At 33.3% G+C, this 17,879-nt stretch carries 16 protein-coding genes and 1 riboswitch; all 16 genes read left to right on the top strand.

Annotated elements, in window-relative coordinates; all coding sequences use genetic code 11:
• Window positions 1-34 precede the first annotated feature (34 nt).
• On the top strand, window positions 35-1,636 hold the full coding sequence (locus FQB35_RS12290; RefSeq protein ID WP_207707305.1) for a glutathione ABC transporter substrate-binding protein: 1,602 nt from the start codon (window positions 35-37) through the stop codon (window positions 1,634-1,636).
• Window positions 1,637-1,705: 69 nt separating this feature from the next.
• Window positions 1,706-2,626 carry a glutathione ABC transporter permease GsiC gene (gsiC, locus tag FQB35_RS12285; RefSeq protein WP_148810169.1) on the top strand — a complete coding sequence of 307 codons (921 nt, stop codon included), beginning with the start codon at window positions 1,706-1,708 and terminating at the stop codon, window positions 2,624-2,626.
• 14 nt (window positions 2,627-2,640) lie between these two features.
• Window positions 2,641-3,528 carry an ABC transporter permease subunit gene (locus FQB35_RS12280; protein WP_148810168.1) on the top strand — a complete coding sequence of 296 codons (888 nt, stop codon included), beginning with the start codon at window positions 2,641-2,643 and terminating at the stop codon, window positions 3,526-3,528.
• A 21-nt stretch (window positions 3,529-3,549) separates the two neighbouring features.
• A complete protein-coding gene (locus FQB35_RS12275) occupies window positions 3,550-4,539 on the top strand; it encodes an ABC transporter ATP-binding protein (RefSeq protein ID WP_148810167.1) in 990 nt (329 codons plus the stop codon).
• Between the two features lie 3 nt (window positions 4,540-4,542).
• Window positions 4,543-5,511 (top strand): ABC transporter ATP-binding protein, encoded by a 969-nt coding sequence (locus FQB35_RS12270; RefSeq protein WP_148810166.1) that lies wholly within the window; start codon window positions 4,543-4,545, stop codon window positions 5,509-5,511.
• Between the two features lie 128 nt (window positions 5,512-5,639).
• Window positions 5,640-6,374 (top strand): gamma-glutamyl-gamma-aminobutyrate hydrolase family protein, encoded by a 735-nt coding sequence (locus FQB35_RS12265; RefSeq protein ID WP_231701795.1) that lies wholly within the window; start codon window positions 5,640-5,642, stop codon window positions 6,372-6,374.
• Window positions 6,375-6,426: 52 nt separating this feature from the next.
• Window positions 6,427-7,503, top strand: coding sequence for a DmpA family aminopeptidase (locus FQB35_RS12260; protein WP_231701794.1), 1,077 nt, complete (start codon window positions 6,427-6,429; stop codon window positions 7,501-7,503).
• Window positions 7,504-7,678: 175 nt separating this feature from the next.
• Window positions 7,679-7,780: riboswitch (purine riboswitch) on the top strand.
• A gap of 180 nt (window positions 7,781-7,960) precedes the next feature.
• Complete coding sequence (locus FQB35_RS12255) at window positions 7,961-9,283, top strand: NCS2 family permease (RefSeq protein ID WP_456298361.1); 1,323 nt, start codon at window positions 7,961-7,963, stop codon at window positions 9,281-9,283.
• 165 nt (window positions 9,284-9,448) lie between these two features.
• Window positions 9,449-9,931, top strand: a complete 483-nt coding sequence (gene purE / locus FQB35_RS12250) for a 5-(carboxyamino)imidazole ribonucleotide mutase (protein WP_148810165.1) — start codon at window positions 9,449-9,451, stop codon at window positions 9,929-9,931.
• Between the two features lie 20 nt (window positions 9,932-9,951).
• Window positions 9,952-10,656: a phosphoribosylaminoimidazolesuccinocarboxamide synthase gene (gene purC / locus FQB35_RS12245; protein ID WP_148810164.1), complete on the top strand. Its 705-nt coding sequence runs from the start codon at window positions 9,952-9,954 to the stop codon at window positions 10,654-10,656.
• A gap of 23 nt (window positions 10,657-10,679) precedes the next feature.
• Window positions 10,680-12,095: an amidophosphoribosyltransferase gene (gene purF / locus FQB35_RS12240; RefSeq protein ID WP_148810163.1), complete on the top strand. Its 1,416-nt coding sequence runs from the start codon at window positions 10,680-10,682 to the stop codon at window positions 12,093-12,095.
• Window positions 12,096-12,106: 11 nt separating this feature from the next.
• On the top strand, window positions 12,107-13,147 hold the full coding sequence (purM, locus tag FQB35_RS12235) for a phosphoribosylformylglycinamidine cyclo-ligase (RefSeq protein ID WP_148810162.1): 1,041 nt from the start codon (window positions 12,107-12,109) through the stop codon (window positions 13,145-13,147).
• Window positions 13,135-13,758: a phosphoribosylglycinamide formyltransferase gene (gene purN, locus FQB35_RS12230; protein ID WP_207707304.1), complete on the top strand. Its 624-nt coding sequence runs from the start codon at window positions 13,135-13,137 to the stop codon at window positions 13,756-13,758. The genes purM and purN overlap by 13 nt, the downstream gene beginning before the upstream one ends.
• A gap of 11 nt (window positions 13,759-13,769) precedes the next feature.
• Window positions 13,770-15,311: a bifunctional phosphoribosylaminoimidazolecarboxamide formyltransferase/IMP cyclohydrolase gene (gene purH / locus FQB35_RS12225; RefSeq protein ID WP_148810161.1), complete on the top strand. Its 1,542-nt coding sequence runs from the start codon at window positions 13,770-13,772 to the stop codon at window positions 15,309-15,311.
• A gap of 17 nt (window positions 15,312-15,328) precedes the next feature.
• Window positions 15,329-16,597: a phosphoribosylamine--glycine ligase gene (gene purD, locus FQB35_RS12220; RefSeq protein ID WP_148810160.1), complete on the top strand. Its 1,269-nt coding sequence runs from the start codon at window positions 15,329-15,331 to the stop codon at window positions 16,595-16,597.
• A gap of 168 nt (window positions 16,598-16,765) precedes the next feature.
• Window positions 16,766-17,860: an enoyl-CoA hydratase/isomerase family protein gene (locus tag FQB35_RS12215; protein WP_148810159.1), complete on the top strand. Its 1,095-nt coding sequence runs from the start codon at window positions 16,766-16,768 to the stop codon at window positions 17,858-17,860.
• The last annotated feature ends 19 nt before the right edge of the window (window positions 17,861-17,879 follow it).

Genomic DNA, 17,879 nt, shown 5'->3' with positions numbered 1-17,879 from the left:
TTGTGATAAAAAAATGTTTAAAGGGGGAAAAAAAGTGTTTAGAAAGTCATTAATCTTAGTATTGGCAGTTTTGATGATTGCCAGTGGCATTCTTACAGGATGCTCAGGAAGTGAAACAAAAGATACAGCTAGTGAGGTACAATCTGGCCAAACAGAAGCTGTAAAAAAAGAAGACAACACAATCACTATAGCAGTAAAAGATAATTTAATTAGTATGGACCCACATGATACTAATGACACGTTATCATATTCAGTACAAAAAACGATGATGCAAGGACTTGTAGGTTTTGACAAAGATATGAAGGTAATTCCAGTATTAGCAGAAAGCTATGAGGGAAGTGATGATGCTAAGGTATTTACATTTAAACTTCGTCAAGGAGTTTTATTTCATGATGGAACACCTTTTAATGCAGAAGCAGTAAAGGTAAATATTGATAGGCTTGCAAACCCTGAAAACAAACTTAAGAGACATAGTTTATTTGCATTGGTTGAGAAAACTGAAGTGTTGGATGAGTATACGGTACAAGTAACTTTAAAAGAGCCATTTGGTGCAATGATTAATAACTTTGCCCATCCTGCAGCAATGATGCATAGCCCTAAGGCACTAGAAAAGTATGGAAAAGAAGTAGGGCGTCACCCTGTTGGAACAGGTCCTTTTAAATTTGTAGAGTGGGTACCTGGAGATCATTTTACTGTTGAAAAAAATCCAGATTACTGGAAACCTGGATATCCTAAAATTGATGGAATTACATTTAAGCCAGTACCTGAAAATGGATCTCGTGTTGCTATGCTACAAACAGGTGAAGCAGATTATATTTATCCAGTACCAGCTGAACAAATAGAGGCAATAGATGGAAAAAATGGTATCATTGTAGAACATGATCCATCTATTATTGTTCGTGATATGACTATGAATACAATGAAAAAGCCATATGATGATATTCGTGTTCGTAAAGCAATCAACTATGCAATTAATAAGGAAGCTTATATAAAGGTTGTATATAATGGATATGCTGATGTAATGGATTCTATTATTGCACCAAATACGCAGTTTTATTCAAAGCAAACACCTTATCCATATGATATAGAAAAAGCAAAGCAGTTATTAAAAGAAGCTGGCTATGAAAATGGATTTGAAACAAATCTTTGGGGAAATAACAACTCAGATACAATTAAAGCAATGGAGTTTTTACAACAACAATTAGCACAAATTGGAATAAAAGTAAATGTCGTACCTATGGAATCAGGTACAAGAGCAGAGAAAATTTGGTCTGTTCAAAAGCCTGAAGACGCAGAAGTTGAGTTGTACTATGGTGGATGGTCACCATCTACAGGAGATGCTGACTGGGGAATTCGACCATTGCTAGGAGGAGATTCATTCCCACCAAAGTCTTATAATACTGCATATTATAAAAATGAAGAAGTAGACAAACTTATTAAGGCAGGCTTAAAGACTGCTGATTATGAAAAGAGAAAAGAAGCTTATGAAAAAGTGCAAAAGATCCTTTGGGATGAGGCACCTTGGGCATTTTTATGTGTAAACCAAACAATCGCAGGAAGAAAGGCTTATTTAGAAGGAGTATATCTATTGCCTGATGGTTCTTTAAGTGTTGACGATGCAGAAATTAAACAATAAGAAAACAAATATGAGATAAGCGCTGACTTTAAGCTCTTATCTCATATTGATATGGAGGTTTTGGATAATATGCTTAGATATTTTTTAAAACGCCTATTAGAAGTCATACCTATACTTCTGATTGTTTCAATTTTAATTTTTTTGTTTGTTCACATGATTCCAGGAGATCCAGCACGGTTGGTAGCAGGAGAAGATGCTAGCGAGTTAGATGTTCAGCTTGTCAGGGAAGAGTTAGGACTAGATAAACCATTATATGAACAATATTTTACATATATATCTAATTTAGCACAGGGAGATTTAGGAATATCTATGAAAACCAAAAGACCTGTTTTAAATGAAATTGCTGATCGCTTCGTACCTACATTTACGCTTACTTTATCGAGTATGACATGGGCTTTAATATTTGGTTTATTTATTGGAGTAGTTTCTGCAACAAATCGCAATAAGTGGCAGGATTATGTAGGAATGTTTGGAGCTGTATCAGGAATTTCGCTGCCATCCTTTTGGCTTGGATTACTGCTAATTCAGATATTTTCAGTAAAATTCGGCTGGTTTCCAACGGGAGGATATGATTCATGGAAAAGCTATGTTTTGCCGTCATTAACCCTTGGAGCTGGTGTAGCTGCAGTAATTGCAAGATTTACACGATCTTCTTTAATGGAAATTATGAAGGAAGACTATATTCGAACTGGAAGAGCAAAGGGACTTTGTGAACGAATCGTTGTATGGAAACATGCTATAAAAAATGCAATGATTCCTGTTGTTACTATGGTTGGGTTACAATTTGGATTTTTGTTAGGGGGATCTATTGTTGTAGAAACAGTATTTAGCTGGCCAGGGATGGGAAGATTAATGATTGATTCTGTAGCTTTTCGTGATTATCCAGTCATTCAAGCAGAAATGCTTCTCTTTGCATTACAATTCATTATCATTAATCTGATTGTGGATATGTTATATGCTGTTATGAATCCACAAATCCGATATAAGTAAAGGAGGAGAAAGCATTGAAAGAAAAAGAATTAAATTTAAATGTAGAAAAAAGTGAAAAAATAAGAACACCTTTTTCGGAGTTTTGGAGGAAATTTAAAAAACAGCGATTAGCTATAGTTGCAGCAGGAGTTATATGCTTATTAATTATTTTAGCTATGATTGGTCCATATGTTGTCCCATATGATTCAGATCAGCCTGATTATGAGAATATCTTATCAAAACCGTCCTTGAAGCATCTTGCGGGTACAGATGCATTTGGCAGAGATATATTTAGTCGTATTATTGTAGGAACAAGAATATCTCTATTGGTAGGTGTTAGCTCTGTTTCTGTAGGGGCTATAGTAGGAACAATTTTAGGACTTATTAGTGGTTATTATGGAGGCTTAATTGATAGTGTAATTATGAGATTTTGTGATGTGTTATTTGCATTTCCAGGAATTCTTTTAGCTATTGGAATTATTGCTATATTAGGACCTGGACTAGGAAATGTAGTTATTGCTGTAGCTGTATTTAGTGTTCCTATATTTGCAAGGATAGTAAGAAGCAGTACACTTTCACTTAAGGAGACTGTGTATGTAGAGGCTACCCGTTCTATTGGAAGCAAAAATAGCCGTATTATATTTAAACATATTTTTCCAGGAACTGCTGCCAGTATCATTGTTTATTTTACCATGAGAATAGGAACCTCTATTTTGACAGCAGCAAGTCTTAGTTTTATTGGATTAGGAGCACAACCTCCAACCCCTGAATGGGGTGCAATGCTTAGTGGGGGAAGGGATTATTTAAGTATATCTCCCCATGTGACTTTTTACCCAGGTCTGGCAATATTTATTACTGTATTGGCATTTAATCTATTAGGAGATGGTCTTAGGGATGCACTAGATCCTAAAATTAAGGATTAGTAGAAAGGAAGGATATTTACTGTGAAGAAAAAGCTTTTAGAGGTGCATAACTTAAAAACTTACTTTTTTGGAGATCATGGTGTAGTGCCAGCTGTTGATGGAGTTGACATTTTGATACACGAAGGCGAGACACTTGGAGTAGTTGGAGAATCTGGTTGTGGAAAAAGTGTAACTTCATTGTCTATTATGAGATTGTTAATGGATACTCCTGGAAAAGTCATCAATGGTTCTATAAAGTTTGAAGGAAAGGATTTATTACAATTATCAGAAAAGGAGATGCAGGAAATTCGAGGCAATGACATTGCAATGATTTTTCAAGAACCAATGACTTCATTAAATCCAGTATTAAGAATTGGAGAACAAATACAAGAAGCTGTTGAGCTTCATTTAAAATATGATAAAAATAAAGCAAAAAAACATGTGATTGGTATGTTGAAGTTAGTAGGAATCCCTAGGGCAGAAGAAATCTACTATGAATATCCCTATCAACTTTCTGGAGGAATGAGGCAGCGTGTAATGATTGCTATGGCTATGTCATGTGATCCGAAATTGTTGATTGCAGATGAACCAACAACTGCATTGGATGTGACTATTCAAGCACAAATATTGGATTTGATGAGAAAACTCCAAAATGAAAATGGAACATCTATTATGTTGATCACCCATGATTTAGGAGTAGTAGCAGAAATGTGCGACAGGGTAGTGGTGATGTATGCTGGTAGAGTTGTAGAAGAAGCAGATGTTTTTCAGATATTTGAAGAACCAAAGCATCCTTATACAATAGGGCTTCTAAATTCTATTCCAAAACTTAGACAAAAGATAGATAGATTAGATTCTATTCCTGGAATAGTACCAAATCCAACAAACATGCCAAAAGGATGTAAGTTTGCTCCTAGATGTCAACATGCAATGGATCATTGTTTAGAAAGAGAGCCAAGCTTTTATCAGGTAGGAGAACACCATAAATGTAAGTGTTGGTTGTACCAAAGTGAATTGGCCAAGGAGGTATAGCATATGACACAATCTTTAGTAGAAGTAAAAAATTTAAAAAAGTATTTTCCTATTCGTAAAGGCATATTTAGAAAAGATAAATCCTTTGTACGTGCTGTAGATGGTGTTTCTTTTACGATTCAAAGAGGAGAAACGTTAGGGATTGTGGGAGAAAGTGGTTGTGGTAAGTCTACAACTGGAAGGATGGTATTAAATCTAATTCATCCTACAGAAGGAGAAATTTGGTTTGATGGAAAAGAGATTAGCAAATTAACAGAAGATCAGATGAGAGTTATGAGAAAAGAAATGCAAATGGTATTTCAAGATCCATATGCTTCACTTAATCCAAGGATGACTGTTAGAGAGATTATTTCTGAACCATTGATTGTTCACAAGATTTCAGAAGGAAAAGAAAGAGAAAAACGTGTTTGTGAGCTACTAGAATTGGTTGGACTTAATTCATATCATGCAGATCGTTATGCCCATGAATTTAGTGGAGGACAAAGACAGCGTATAGGAATAGCAAGAGCTTTAGCAGTAAATCCAAAGCTTATTGTTGCTGATGAGCCAGTTTCTGCATTAGATGTTTCTATTCAATCACAAATTCTTAATTTGATGCAGGATTTACAAAAAGAGTTTAAACTCACCTATTTATTTATAGCTCATGATTTAAGTGTGGTTGAGCATATAAGCGATCGTGTAGGTGTTATGTATTTGGGTAGAATTGTTGAAATTGCAGATAAAGATCAGCTTTATGATAATCCATATCATCCTTATACAAAAGCATTATTAAGTGCAGTTCCTATACCAAATCCTAGGATTAAGAGAGAAAGAATTATACTTGAGGGAGATATTCCTAGTCCATCAAATCCTCCTACAGGATGTACATTCCATACAAGATGTTCAAAACGCATGAAAATTTGTGAATTGAATGTTCCAAAACTAAATGAAATTAAAAAAGGACATTCTGTAGCATGTCATTTATATAGATAAAATATGGATGAATGATTAAACTTTTAAATTCATATTGTAAGCCCAGGGTGTTTTGGGACAACAATTTAAAGAGAAGAGTTTCTTTATAAACTTAAAGAGAGAAATGTATAAGGTGGTGGAAGTGGATTGTGATTAAACCAATTATTGGAATTACAACGTTTTGGGAAAATAGGCCCCAAAAATTATACAATTTGGTAAGCTATCATTATATTCGATCTGTTCATATGGCTGGGGGGATTCCTATTTTGATTCCACTTATGGATGATAAAATCGCTGGATATGAATATATAAAATCAATAGATGGACTGATTCTTTCAGGGGGAGAAGATATTTCACCAATAGTTTATGGGGAAAATCCTATTGAACAGGTAAAGCTAATTTGTGATGAAAGAGATGGATTTGAGATAAATCTATTTTTGGAGGCTTTAAAAAACAATTTACCCATCCTTGGAATTTGTAGAGGTATTCAAATCATGAATGTTGCATTAGGTGGGACTTTATATCAAGATATTCATGCTCAAAGAGAAAATACTTTAGGTCATTATCCAAAGGATACACCGGTTCACAATCTTTATCATCAGGTTCATGTTAAAAATGAAAGCAAAATTTATAATGTATTTAGACAAAATGAAATAAGGGTAAATTCGTTCCATCATCAAGCCATAAAAGAGATTGGAAACGAATTGATAGAAACTGCTTGGGCAGCTGATGGCATTATTGAGGCAGTTGAACACATTCATAAAAAATTTGTTGTTGGGGTTCAATGGCATCCTGAGGATTTGACAGTTCACCATCCAATATTTTTAAAGTTATTTAAAGCACTGATTGAAGCATCAAAAAAGCAAAAGGGTAATTTCTTTTAAAAGAGTAATTACTCTTTTGTTTATTTTTAATAAGTTTGAGGGGGGAGTTATTTTGAAAAATCAAAAAAGAATAAGAGATTATGGAATAATAATAGGAAGTATGAAAACTGGAAAAAGAAATTCAATAACGGATGTAGAAGGTATCAAGGTTGGTCATGTTACTTTGGATAAAGATAATATAAAAACTGGAGTTACAGCAGTATTACCTCATGCAGGTAATCTATTCAAAGAAAAAGTTTTTGCTGCAGCCCATGTAATTAATGGATTTGGAAAGACTACAGGCCTTGTTCAAATTGAAGAGTTAGGAACTATAGAAACGCCGATCATTTTAACGAATACCTTAAGTGTTGGAATAGCAAGTGATGCTTTGATTGCTTATATGTTAGATAAAAATGATGATATTGGCTTGACTACAGGAACTGTTAATCCAGTAGTATGTGAATGTAATGATGGATACTTAAATGATATTAGAGGAAGGCATATAAAAAAAGAACATGTACTTAAAGCACTAGAGAATGCAGATGTAGAATTTGAAGAAGGATCAGTTGGAGCAGGAACAGGTATGTCTTGTTATAAATTAAAGGGTGGAATAGGAACAGCATCAAGGATCATTACGCTTGATGGTAATGAATATACAGTTGGAGCTTTTGTGTTAACAAATATGGGACAAAAAAGAGATTTGATCATTGATAGCAGATTTGTTGGAAGAATAATAGAGAAAATAGATGAAACAAAGGATTTAGAGGAAGATAAAGGTTCCATCATAATTATTTTAGCTTCAGATATTCCAATGACTCATAGACAATTGAAAAGAATATCTAAAAGATCAGTTGTAGGGCTTAGTAGAACTGGATCATACATTGGGAATGGTAGTGGAGAGATTGTAATTAGTTTTACGACTGCAAACAGATTTTCTCATTACAAAAAGGAAGATATTTTTGAGATGAAAATGATCCATGAAAATAATATGGATTTAGTTTTTAGAGCTGTAGCTGAATGTACAGAAGAAGCAATTTTAAACTCTCTTATTACAGCAAATACCACAATAGGAAGAGATGGAAATATTAGAAAATCATTAAAAGAATATATGCATATACTACTTGAAAAGAAAATATCTGCTATTTTATAAGAAATTTTTACAAATAGTATAGGAATGAAAAATGCAAACAGGAATTATAAAACAAATAAAAAGGCTTAATGTTCGTGTTTATACAAATTAATTTAAAAATAAAAACAAAAACATTCGAAAAGCTATTGACTAAAAAAAGTGACTTTGATATGATAATGATGTAAGAACAAATGAAAAAACAATTAAATCATCTACTCATATAATTTCGGTAATAGGGTCCGAAAGTCTCTACCAGGCAACCGTAAATTGCCTGACTATGGGTGAAAGCGTATCTAGGGTTCCGGCTGTTTTGCGTCTGGTCCAAGTGATACGAGTATTGCAGTATGTAATACTACACCGTGGGGATAAAAGCCCGGACGGGGAGGTTTCACTTATGAGTACAAACCTTCCCATCCGGGCTTTCGTTTTTGTGAATATAGAAAAATCCCCAAAACAAAAGGAGGAGATGAAATTGGAAATTACAAACAAAAAATCAAAATCAGGAGTGCTTGAAAATTTATTTAAGCTTTCAGAGAAAAAAACTAATGTAAAAACTGAAATTATTGCTGGTATTACAACATTTATGACGATGGCCTATATTCTTATTGTTAATCCAGATATTTTAAGTGCTACAGGAATGGATAAAGGAGCTGTATTTACTGCTACTGCTCTTTCAGCAGCATTTGCTACATTTTTGATGGCATTTATGGCAAATCTGCCATTTGCATTAGCACCAGGTATGGGATTAAATGCATTCTTTGCGTTTTCAGTTTGTATTGGAATGGGATATAGCTGGCAATTTGCTTTAACCGCAGTATTAATTGAAGGACTTATATTTATAGTACTTACCTTAACAAATGTTCGTGAGGCAATTATTAATGGAATGCCTATGGTGATTAAAAATGCAGTAAGCGTTGGGATTGGATTATTTATTGCTTTTATAGGATTTCAAAGTGCTGGAATTATTGTAAATAATGATGCTGTTTTAGTAGGATTAGGAAATGTAAAAGATCCTGGGGTGTTATTGGCATTAGTTGGAATTATTGTAACAGGAATATTACTTGTAAAGAATGTAAAAGGTGCTTTGTTAATTGGTATGATTCTTACGACAGTTGGGGGTATGGTGATTGGGAAAACAGCAATCCCTGCTACAATTGTCAGCGTACCGCCATCTATAAAACCAATCTTTTTCAAGTTTGTCGGAATGAATGAAATTTTATCATGGAATATGGTAGTGGTTGTATTTACTTTCTTATTTGTAGATTTATTTGATACATTAGGAACATTAATTGGTGTTGCTACAAAAGCAGATATGATTGATGATGAAGGGAAATTGCCTAAGGCAAAACAAGCTTTATTTGCAGATGCTATTGGTACGACTGTGGGATCTATGATGGGAACAAGTACTGTTACAACTTATGTTGAAAGTGCATCTGGTGTTGCAGAGGGTGGAAGAACAGGACTTACAGCGCTTACAACTGGAGTGTTATTCTTAGCTTCTGTAGTATTTGCTCCACTATTTACAGCTGTTCCACCGCAAGCTACTTCAGCAGTACTGATTTTAGTAGGATTATTTATGATTAGTCCAATATTAAAAATAAATTTTGAAGATTTTACAGAAGCCATTCCAGCATTTTTAACAATTATTATGATGCCTTTAACTTATAGCATTGCAGAAGGACTTGTTTTTGGTGTGATTTCTTATGTACTATTAAAAGTTCTAGCAAAAAGATCAGATGAAGTACATCCAATGATGTATGTTATTGCAGTGCTGTTTATATTAAAGCATATAGCTAGTTAAACTAAATAGCCCGAAATAGATGATGAAGTCTATATCGGGTTTTTTTTATCCAAGGTTTGATTGAAAATTTTAAATTGATGATAAAAAAATAAAGAATTAGAAATATTAAGACTAAAGTTTGGTTAATAAAAATGGAATTACTGATTTTAATAAGGAGGGAAAAATATGAAGGTTGCAATTATTATGGGAAGTGATTCAGATTATAATGTTGTTGAAAAGGGTGAAAAAATTTTAAAGGATTTTGGTATAGAAGTACAAGTTAGGGTGATATCTGCCCATAGAACACCAAATCGTGCCATGGAGTTTGCAAAAAATGCAGAAGAAAACGGATTTGAAGTAATTATAGGTGCTGCTGGAAAGGCTGCACATCTTCCAGGAGTATTAGCAAGTTTAACAGTACTACCTGTTATAGGATTGCCAATAAAATCTTCAACAATGGATGGATTAGATTCTCTTTTATCTATTGTTCAAATGCCAAAGGGAATACCTGTAGCAACAGTAGCAATAAATGGAGCAGAAAATGCAGCACTTCTTGCTATTCAAATATTATCTGTTAAGTATCCAGAGTTGAGAGAAAAATTAAAAGCATTTAGAGAACTTCAAGAAAAAGAAGTTATAAAAAAAGATGAAGGATTTTTAAATCGATAAAATTGAGGGAGGAAATTAATATGAAAAAATTAGAAATGTTATATGAAGGAAAAGCAAAGAAAGTATATAAAACGGATGATGAAAAAAAATATATTGTAGAATATAAAGATGATGCAACAGCATTTAATGGTGTAAAGAAAGGGACAATTGAAGATAAAGGAATTGTGAATAATAAAATGTCAGCAGTATTATTTAAAATTTTAGAAGAAAAAGGGGTTCCTACTCATTTTGAAGAACTATTAAGTGATAGAGAATCATTAGTAAAGGCAGTAAAAATACTTCCTATTGAAGTGATTGTTAGAAATGTAGCTGCAGGGTCTCTTGCAAAGCGACTAGGTGTTGCTGAAGGAACTGAAATGAAAACAACAGTTTTAGAATTTTGTTATAAAAATGATGAATTAGGAGATCCGATGATTAATGATTATCATATTGAAGCTATAGAATTAGCAACTAAAGAGCAAGTTGAAGTTGTGAAAAAATATGCTTTTAAAATAAATGAAATACTAAAGGAATATTTTCTTGAAAGAGGAATGAAATTAATTGATTTTAAATTAGAATTTGGTGTTTTCGATGGTAAAGTGATTTTGGCTGATGAAATTTCGCCAGATACTTGCAGATTATGGGATGTAGAAACAAACAAAAAAATGGATAAAGATAGATTCAGAAGAGATTTAGGAGATGTAGAAAAAACTTACCAAGAAGTTTTAGAAAGACTTGAAAAATAAGGGATAACCTTTAGGAGGTAACCATGTATAATACAATAAATTTTGATAAATTAAAAGAGGAGTGTGGAATCATAGGCATTTATGCACCAGGAATAGATAATATATCACAATTGGCCTATTTTGGACTACATTCTCTTCAGCATAGAGGGCAAGAAAGTGCAGGAATCGCTGCAAATAAAAATGGGGAAATTCACTATTATAAGGAAATGGGACTGGTTCAAGAAGTATTTTCTGATCAAATTATTGAGAGACTTCAAGGAGACATTGCCATAGGGCATGTAAGATATTCTACTACTGGAGAAAGTTATGTAGCAAATGCTCAACCTTTAGTAGTACACCATAAAGGTGGGGCAATAGCACTTGCCCATAATGGGAATCTTGTAAACGCTAATGAAATTAGAGAAGCATTGGAAGATCAAGGGGTTATCTTTCAAACTTCTATTGACAGTGAAGTGATTGCAAATATGATTGCTAGACATCACAAATTAGGAATAGAAAATGCAATAAAGGAAACAATGGATCAAATTAGAGGATCTTATGCGCTTGCTATTACCTATAAAGATAAGCTTATTGGTGTTAGAGATCCTCATGGACTTAGGCCATTATGCATAGGAAAAATTGATGGAGGATATGTATTATCTTCAGAAAGTTGTGCGTTTAATGTAATAGGTGCAGAGTTTGTAAGAGATGTTGAACCAGGTGAAATTGTTATTATTGAGAATTATAAGATTAAAAGTATAAGATATGCAGAAAATATGAAAAGAGCATTGTGTTCTTTTGAATTTGTCTATTTTGCAAGACCTGATAGTGTACTAGATGGACAAAGCGTATATGTAAGCAGAAGAAATGCAGGAAAAATGCTAGCTAAGGAACATCCAGTAGAAGCAGATTTAGTTATTGCTGTTCCAGATTCTGGAACTGTTGCAGCTATTGGATATGCACAAGAATCAAAAATTCCTTTTGGAGAAGGACTTATAAAAAATAGATACGTAGGCAGAACATTTATACAGCCAGATCAAAGAATGAGAGAAAGAAGTGTAAGATTAAAGCTAAATGTACTAAAGGATAATATAAAAGGAAAAAGATTGATAATGGTTGATGATTCTATAGTTAGGGGAACAACGAGCAAGCAGATTGTCGATTTATTAAAATCAGCAGGAGCAAAAGAAGTTCATGTAAGAGTATGTTCTCCGCCTGTAAAGTATTCTTGCTATTTTGGTATAGATACACCAACAAGAAAAAATTTAGTAGGAGCAGTTCATTCCGTAGAAGAAATAAGGAAAATGATTGGTGCAGATAGCTTAGGTTATTTAAGTATAGAGGGGCTTATAAAATCAACCAGCATGGAAGGATGCAGTTTATGTACAGCTTGTTTTAGTGGAGATTATCCAATGGAAGTTCCAAAACAAGGGAACAAATATCTATTTGAGAAAAGATAGAGGAGGATACTATGGAAAAACAATCACTAACTTATAAAGATGCTGGTGTAGACGTTTCTGAGGGAGCAAGAGCTGTTACACTTATGAAGGAGCATGTTCAAAAAACATTTACCAAAAACGTACTATGTGGTTTAGGTGGATTTGGAGGACTTTTTGAACTAGATTTAGAAGGAATTAAAAAGCCTGTATTGGTATCTGGAACAGATGGAGTAGGAACAAAGCTAAAGATAGCTTTTTTAATGAATAAACATGATACGGTAGGACAAGATTGCGTAGCAATGTGTGTAAATGATATTTTATGTCAAGGAGCAAAGCCTTTGTTTTTTTTAGATTATGTTGCAACAGGAAAACTAAAATCTGAAAAGATAGCAGACATTGTAAAGGGTATATCAGATGGATGTATAAAAGCACAGTGTGCACTTATTGGAGGAGAGACTGCAGAAATGCCAGGCTTTTATGAAGAAGGAGAGTATGACATGGCAGGCTTTGCAGTAGGAATTGTAGATAAAGAAAAAATTATTGATGGGTCAGACATTGAAGAAGGAGATGTATTAATCGGGCTACCTTCTAGTGGAATTCATAGTAATGGATATTCATTGGTACGAAAGCTGTTTTTTGAAACATTAGGCTATAAGATAGATAGATATATAGAAGAGTTAGGATGTACTTTAGGAGAAGAACTTATAAAGCCTACTAGGATATATGTAGATGTTTGTAGTAAAGTTATGAAAAAATATAAAGTAAAGGGAATGGTCCACATGACAGGTGGAGGATTTTATGAAAATATTCCAAGAATCCTGCCAGAAGGACTAGGCGTAGAAATAGATTTAGGAAGCTTTGATATACTAGCTATTTTTAAATTGATTCAAAAGCTAGGAAATATCTGTACTGAAGAAATGTTTAGTACTTTCAACATGGGAATTGGTATGATTATGATTGTTTCTAACAAGGATTCACAAGAAGTGATAGAATATCTTAATAGTTTAGAAGAAAAAGCTTATGTAATCGGTAGGGTTACTTCAGAGCATGGGGTGACATTATGTCAAAAATAAATATTGCTGTATTTGTATCAGGAGGAGGTACAAACCTTCAGGCAATTATTGATAATATAAAAAAAGGTAATATAGATGGAAATATAGAAGTTATTATATCTAGTAAAAAGGATGCTTATGCATTAGAACGTGGAAAAAAACATGGGATAGAGGGAATTTATATAGGAAAAAATAATTATCCTAATTTAGCAGAAAGAACATATAAGATTTTAGAAATTTTAGAAGAAAAACAAATAGATTTAATTATCCTTGCAGGGTTTATGAGCATTTTAGATAAAGAAATTGTTCAGCGTTATAAAAATAGGATTATAAATATTCATCCTTCTCTTATACCAAGTTTTTGTGGAAGGGGATTTTATGGTAAAAAAGTACATGAGGCTGTTCTAAATTATGGTGTAAAAGTGACAGGGGCTACTGTACATTTTGTTGATGAAGGGACTGATACAGGGCCTGTAATTTTGCAAAAAACAGTTATTGTAAAGGATGATGATACGGTAGAATCTTTGTCAAAGAGAGTTTTAGAAGTTGAACATGAAATTCTTCCTATGGCAATAAAGCTATTTGCTGAAGGCAAATTAAAAGTAGAAGGTCGAAAAGTGAGAATAAAATAGGAGGCATGGAAATGATTAAACGTGCTTTAATAAGTGTTTCAGATAAAAGAGGAATTATTGATTTTGCAAAGAAATTGCAAGAAATGGGTGTAGAAATAATTTCTACTGGCGGAACAGCAAAAGTTCTTGTTGAAAATGGTGTAAAAGTAATTCCAATATCAGATGTTACAGGTTTTCCTGAATGTCTTGATGGAAGAGTAAAGACACTTCATCCTAAAGTACATGGAGGATTATTAGCAATGAGAGATAATCCTGAGCATTTAAAGCAGTTAGAAAATTTAAATATAGTACCTATTGACTTAGTTGCAATCAACTTATATCCTTTTAAAGAAACAATAGCAAAAGAAAATGCAACTTTAGAAGAAGCTATTGAAAACATTGATATAGGTGGACCTACAATGTTAAGAAGTGCTGCTAAGAATCATAAAGATGTGACTGTTATATGTAATCCAGATGATTATACTTCTGTATTAGAAGAATTAGAAAATAATGGGGAAGTATCCTATGATACAAAATATAAGCTGGCACTAAGGGTGTTTGAGCATACAGCACATTATGATGCATTGATAGCAGATTATTTAAGAAAGCAAATAGATGCACCATTACCAGATGTATTTACAATGACTTTTGAGAAGGTACAAGATTTAAGATATGGAGAAAATCCGCATCAAAAGGCAGTATTTTATAAAGAAGTTGGAAAAAATGAAGGCTCTTTGGTAGATGCTATAAAGCTTCATGGAAAGGAACTTTCCTTTAACAATATCAATGATGCAAATGGAGCAATAGAGCTACTAAAAGAATATGAAGAACCTACAGTTGTTGCAGTAAAGCATACAAATGCATGTGGGGTAGGAAGTGGATATGATATATATGATGCTTATTTAAAAGCTTATAAATGTGATCCAGTTTCTATTTTTGGTGGAATTGTTGCTATGAATCGTACAATTGATAAAAGAACGGCAGAAGAAATAAATAAGATTTTTATAGAGATTGTGATTGCACCAGATTATGATGAAGATGCATTGGAGATTTTAAAATCCAAGAAAAACATAAGAATATTAAAATTAGCAAATATCAATAAGAAGCAATCTAAAAATGCATTAGATATGAAAAAAGTAAATGGCGGACTATTAATTCAAGATGTTGATAATGAATTGTTTGTTGAAGAAGAATTAAAGGTTGTTACAGAGAGAATTCCTACTAAAAGAGAAATGGAAGATTTAATGTTTGCCTGGAAGGTTGTAAAACATATTAAGTCAAATGGTATTGTTTTAGCACGTGAAGGACAGACAATTGGTATTGGGCCTGGGCAAGTAAATAGAATTTGGGCAGTAGAAAATGCAATTAAACAATCAAATATACCAGTAAAGGGAAGTGTTATGGCATCAGATGCCTTTTTCCCATTTCCTGACTGTGTTGAAGAAGCAGCAAAATCAGGCGTTACAGCCATTATTCAACCAGGGGGCTCAATAAAAGATGAAGCTTCTATAGAGATGGCAAATAAATATGGCATTGCTATGGTGTTTACAGGAATGAGGCATTTTAAGCATTAATGGGAAGGAGGTAGCTTATGAAGGTATTAGTAGTAGGAAGTGGTGGTAGAGAGCATACGATTGTATGGAAGTTAAGGAAAAGCCCAAGGGTTGATAAAATTTATTGTGCTCCTGGAAATGCAGGGATTGGTAATATGGCAGAGATTGTAGATATAGACCCTAAAGATATTGAAGGATTATGTGACTTTGCCAAAAGTAACAATATAGATTTAACCGTTGTAGGTCCAGAAGTTCCTTTGGTTTTAGGGATTGTTGATCGATTTGAAGAGGAAGGTCTTGTAGTGTTTGGTCCAAACAAAAAATGTGCTCAATTAGAAGGTAGCAAAGCTTTCACTAAGGATTTTTTAATAAGGCATAATATTCCTACAGGCAATTATGAAGCTTTTATAGATATTGAAGAAGCAAAAAAAGCCATAGGTATTTATGGATATCCTATGGTTATTAAAGCAGATGGATTAGCAGCTGGAAAAGGTGTTGTAATAGCACAGAATGAAGAAGAAGCCATAAAAGCTTTAGAGGATATGATGGCTGAAAAAACATTTGGAGAAGCTGGAGAAAAAGTGGTTATTGAAGAATATTTAACAGGTATTGAAACTTCTATATTATGCTTTGTAGATGGCGAAAGTATTGTACCTATGGTAAGTGCACAGGACTATAAAAAAGTATTTGATGAAGATAAAGGACCTAATACGGGCGGCATGGGAACTTATTCTCCAAGCTATATTTATGATGAAAAGCTTAGAAAAGAAGTGGAAAAAACAATACTTGTTCCTATTATTGAAGGATTTAAAAAGGACGGATTGGATTTTAAGGGGATTCTTTTTATTGGGCTTATGATAACACAAACGGGACCAAAAGTTTTAGAGTTTAATGTAAGATTTGGAGATCCTGAGACACAGACTGTTTTAACAAGGCTTGAAACAGATCTAGTAGAAATTATCGAGTGTATTTTAGAAGGAAAATTAAAAGATAAAAGAATTAAATGGAGTGACAAAAAAGCGGTTTGTGTTGTTGTTGCATCAGGTGGATACCCAGGAAGCTACGAGAAAGAAAAGGAAATTCATGGGTTAGAAGATGTAGATGAAGATATAATGGTATTTCATGCAGGAACAAAAGCTGTAGATGGAAAAGTTTTAACCAATGGAGGAAGAGTATTAGGAGTTACAGCTTGGGGAGATACGATTAATGAGGCTAGAGAAAAGGCATATGAAAATGTAGAAAAGATTTATTTTGATGGAATGTATTATAGAAAAGATATAGGTAAATTTGTAAGTAAGCTCGATTAGAAAATTTTAATCCTATAAAATATGACAAAATATGATAAAATAAACATAGGTCAAAATTGACCTATGTTTATTTTATATTATCCCAAACGTTTGCAATTGTTAGATAAATTCAAAATGAAATGTAAAAAAAACATTCAGTATTAAAATACAAAATATGGAGGGGAAATAATGAAGCAGTCAAATGTTTTATTTGAGGTGAAAAATGGAGTAGGTTGGATAAAGCTAAATAGACCAAAGGCTTTGAATGCTCTTTCAGTAGAGATGATTCATGCAATTTATAATCAATTGAAGGAATGGAAAGATGATGAAAAAGTAGCGTTTATTTGCTTAATAGGTGAAGGGGACAAAGCTTTGTGTGCGGGTGGAGATGTACGTGCCCTTTATGACCATAGAGAATCAAATGTAGAAGAACTTGCTTTTGATTTTTTCTTTACAGAGTACTGTATGAATATCATAATGCACCTTTATAATAAGCCTATTTTAGTATTGATGCATGGTATCGTTATGGGTGGAGGTGTTGGAATTGCTATTCCTGGTACCCATAGAATTGTTACAGAAAAAACAAAATGGGCTATGCCAGAGATGAATATCGGACTTTATCCAGATGTTGGGGGAAGTTATTTCCTATCAAGAATGCCTGGGTATGTAGGAAGATATCTTGCTCTTACATCTAGGACAATAAATCCAGCAGATGTTATATATATAGGTGCAGCTGATTACTATATGGAGAGTGATAAATGGCAAGATGTAAAAAATGCTATTTATGAAAGAGTATGGACTAGTGAATCAGCAGCAAGAGAGCTAAGTAATCTTTTTGATGAGTATTGTGAAAAATCTTTACCAGATGCACCGATAGCTTCAATAGAAGAAAAAATTAATAAGCATTTTGCATACAATACCATGGAAGAGATAGTAAGTTCTTTGGAGGAAGCTGGAAAAGAAGGAGATTCTTGGGCAGCTGATACGGCAAAACTAATACGTACAAAATCTCCTACTTCATTAAAAGTTACCCTTAAACAGCTTATAGAAGGAAAAGAAAAATCACTTATAGATTGTTTTAAAATGGAATTAAATATGAGTATGAATTTTATGAAATGTCATGATTTCTTTGAAGGTGTTCGTTCAGTATTAGTAGATAAGGACAGAAATCCTAAATGGAATCCTTCTTCATTAGAAGGTGTAAAGAAAGAGGTTGTTGATGCTTTCTTTGAATATGATTGGAAAAATGAAAAAAATCCGTTAGAGGATTTTGAGATAAAATAAAACTAAAAGTTGTAATTAA

It is taken from the genome of Crassaminicella thermophila, assembly GCF_008152325.1.
Classification (GTDB): domain Bacteria; phylum Bacillota; class Clostridia; order Peptostreptococcales; family Thermotaleaceae; genus Crassaminicella_A; species Crassaminicella_A thermophila.
The sequence above is the reverse complement of the archived record's forward strand: the minus strand, read 5'-3'. Positions and strand labels throughout refer to the sequence as shown.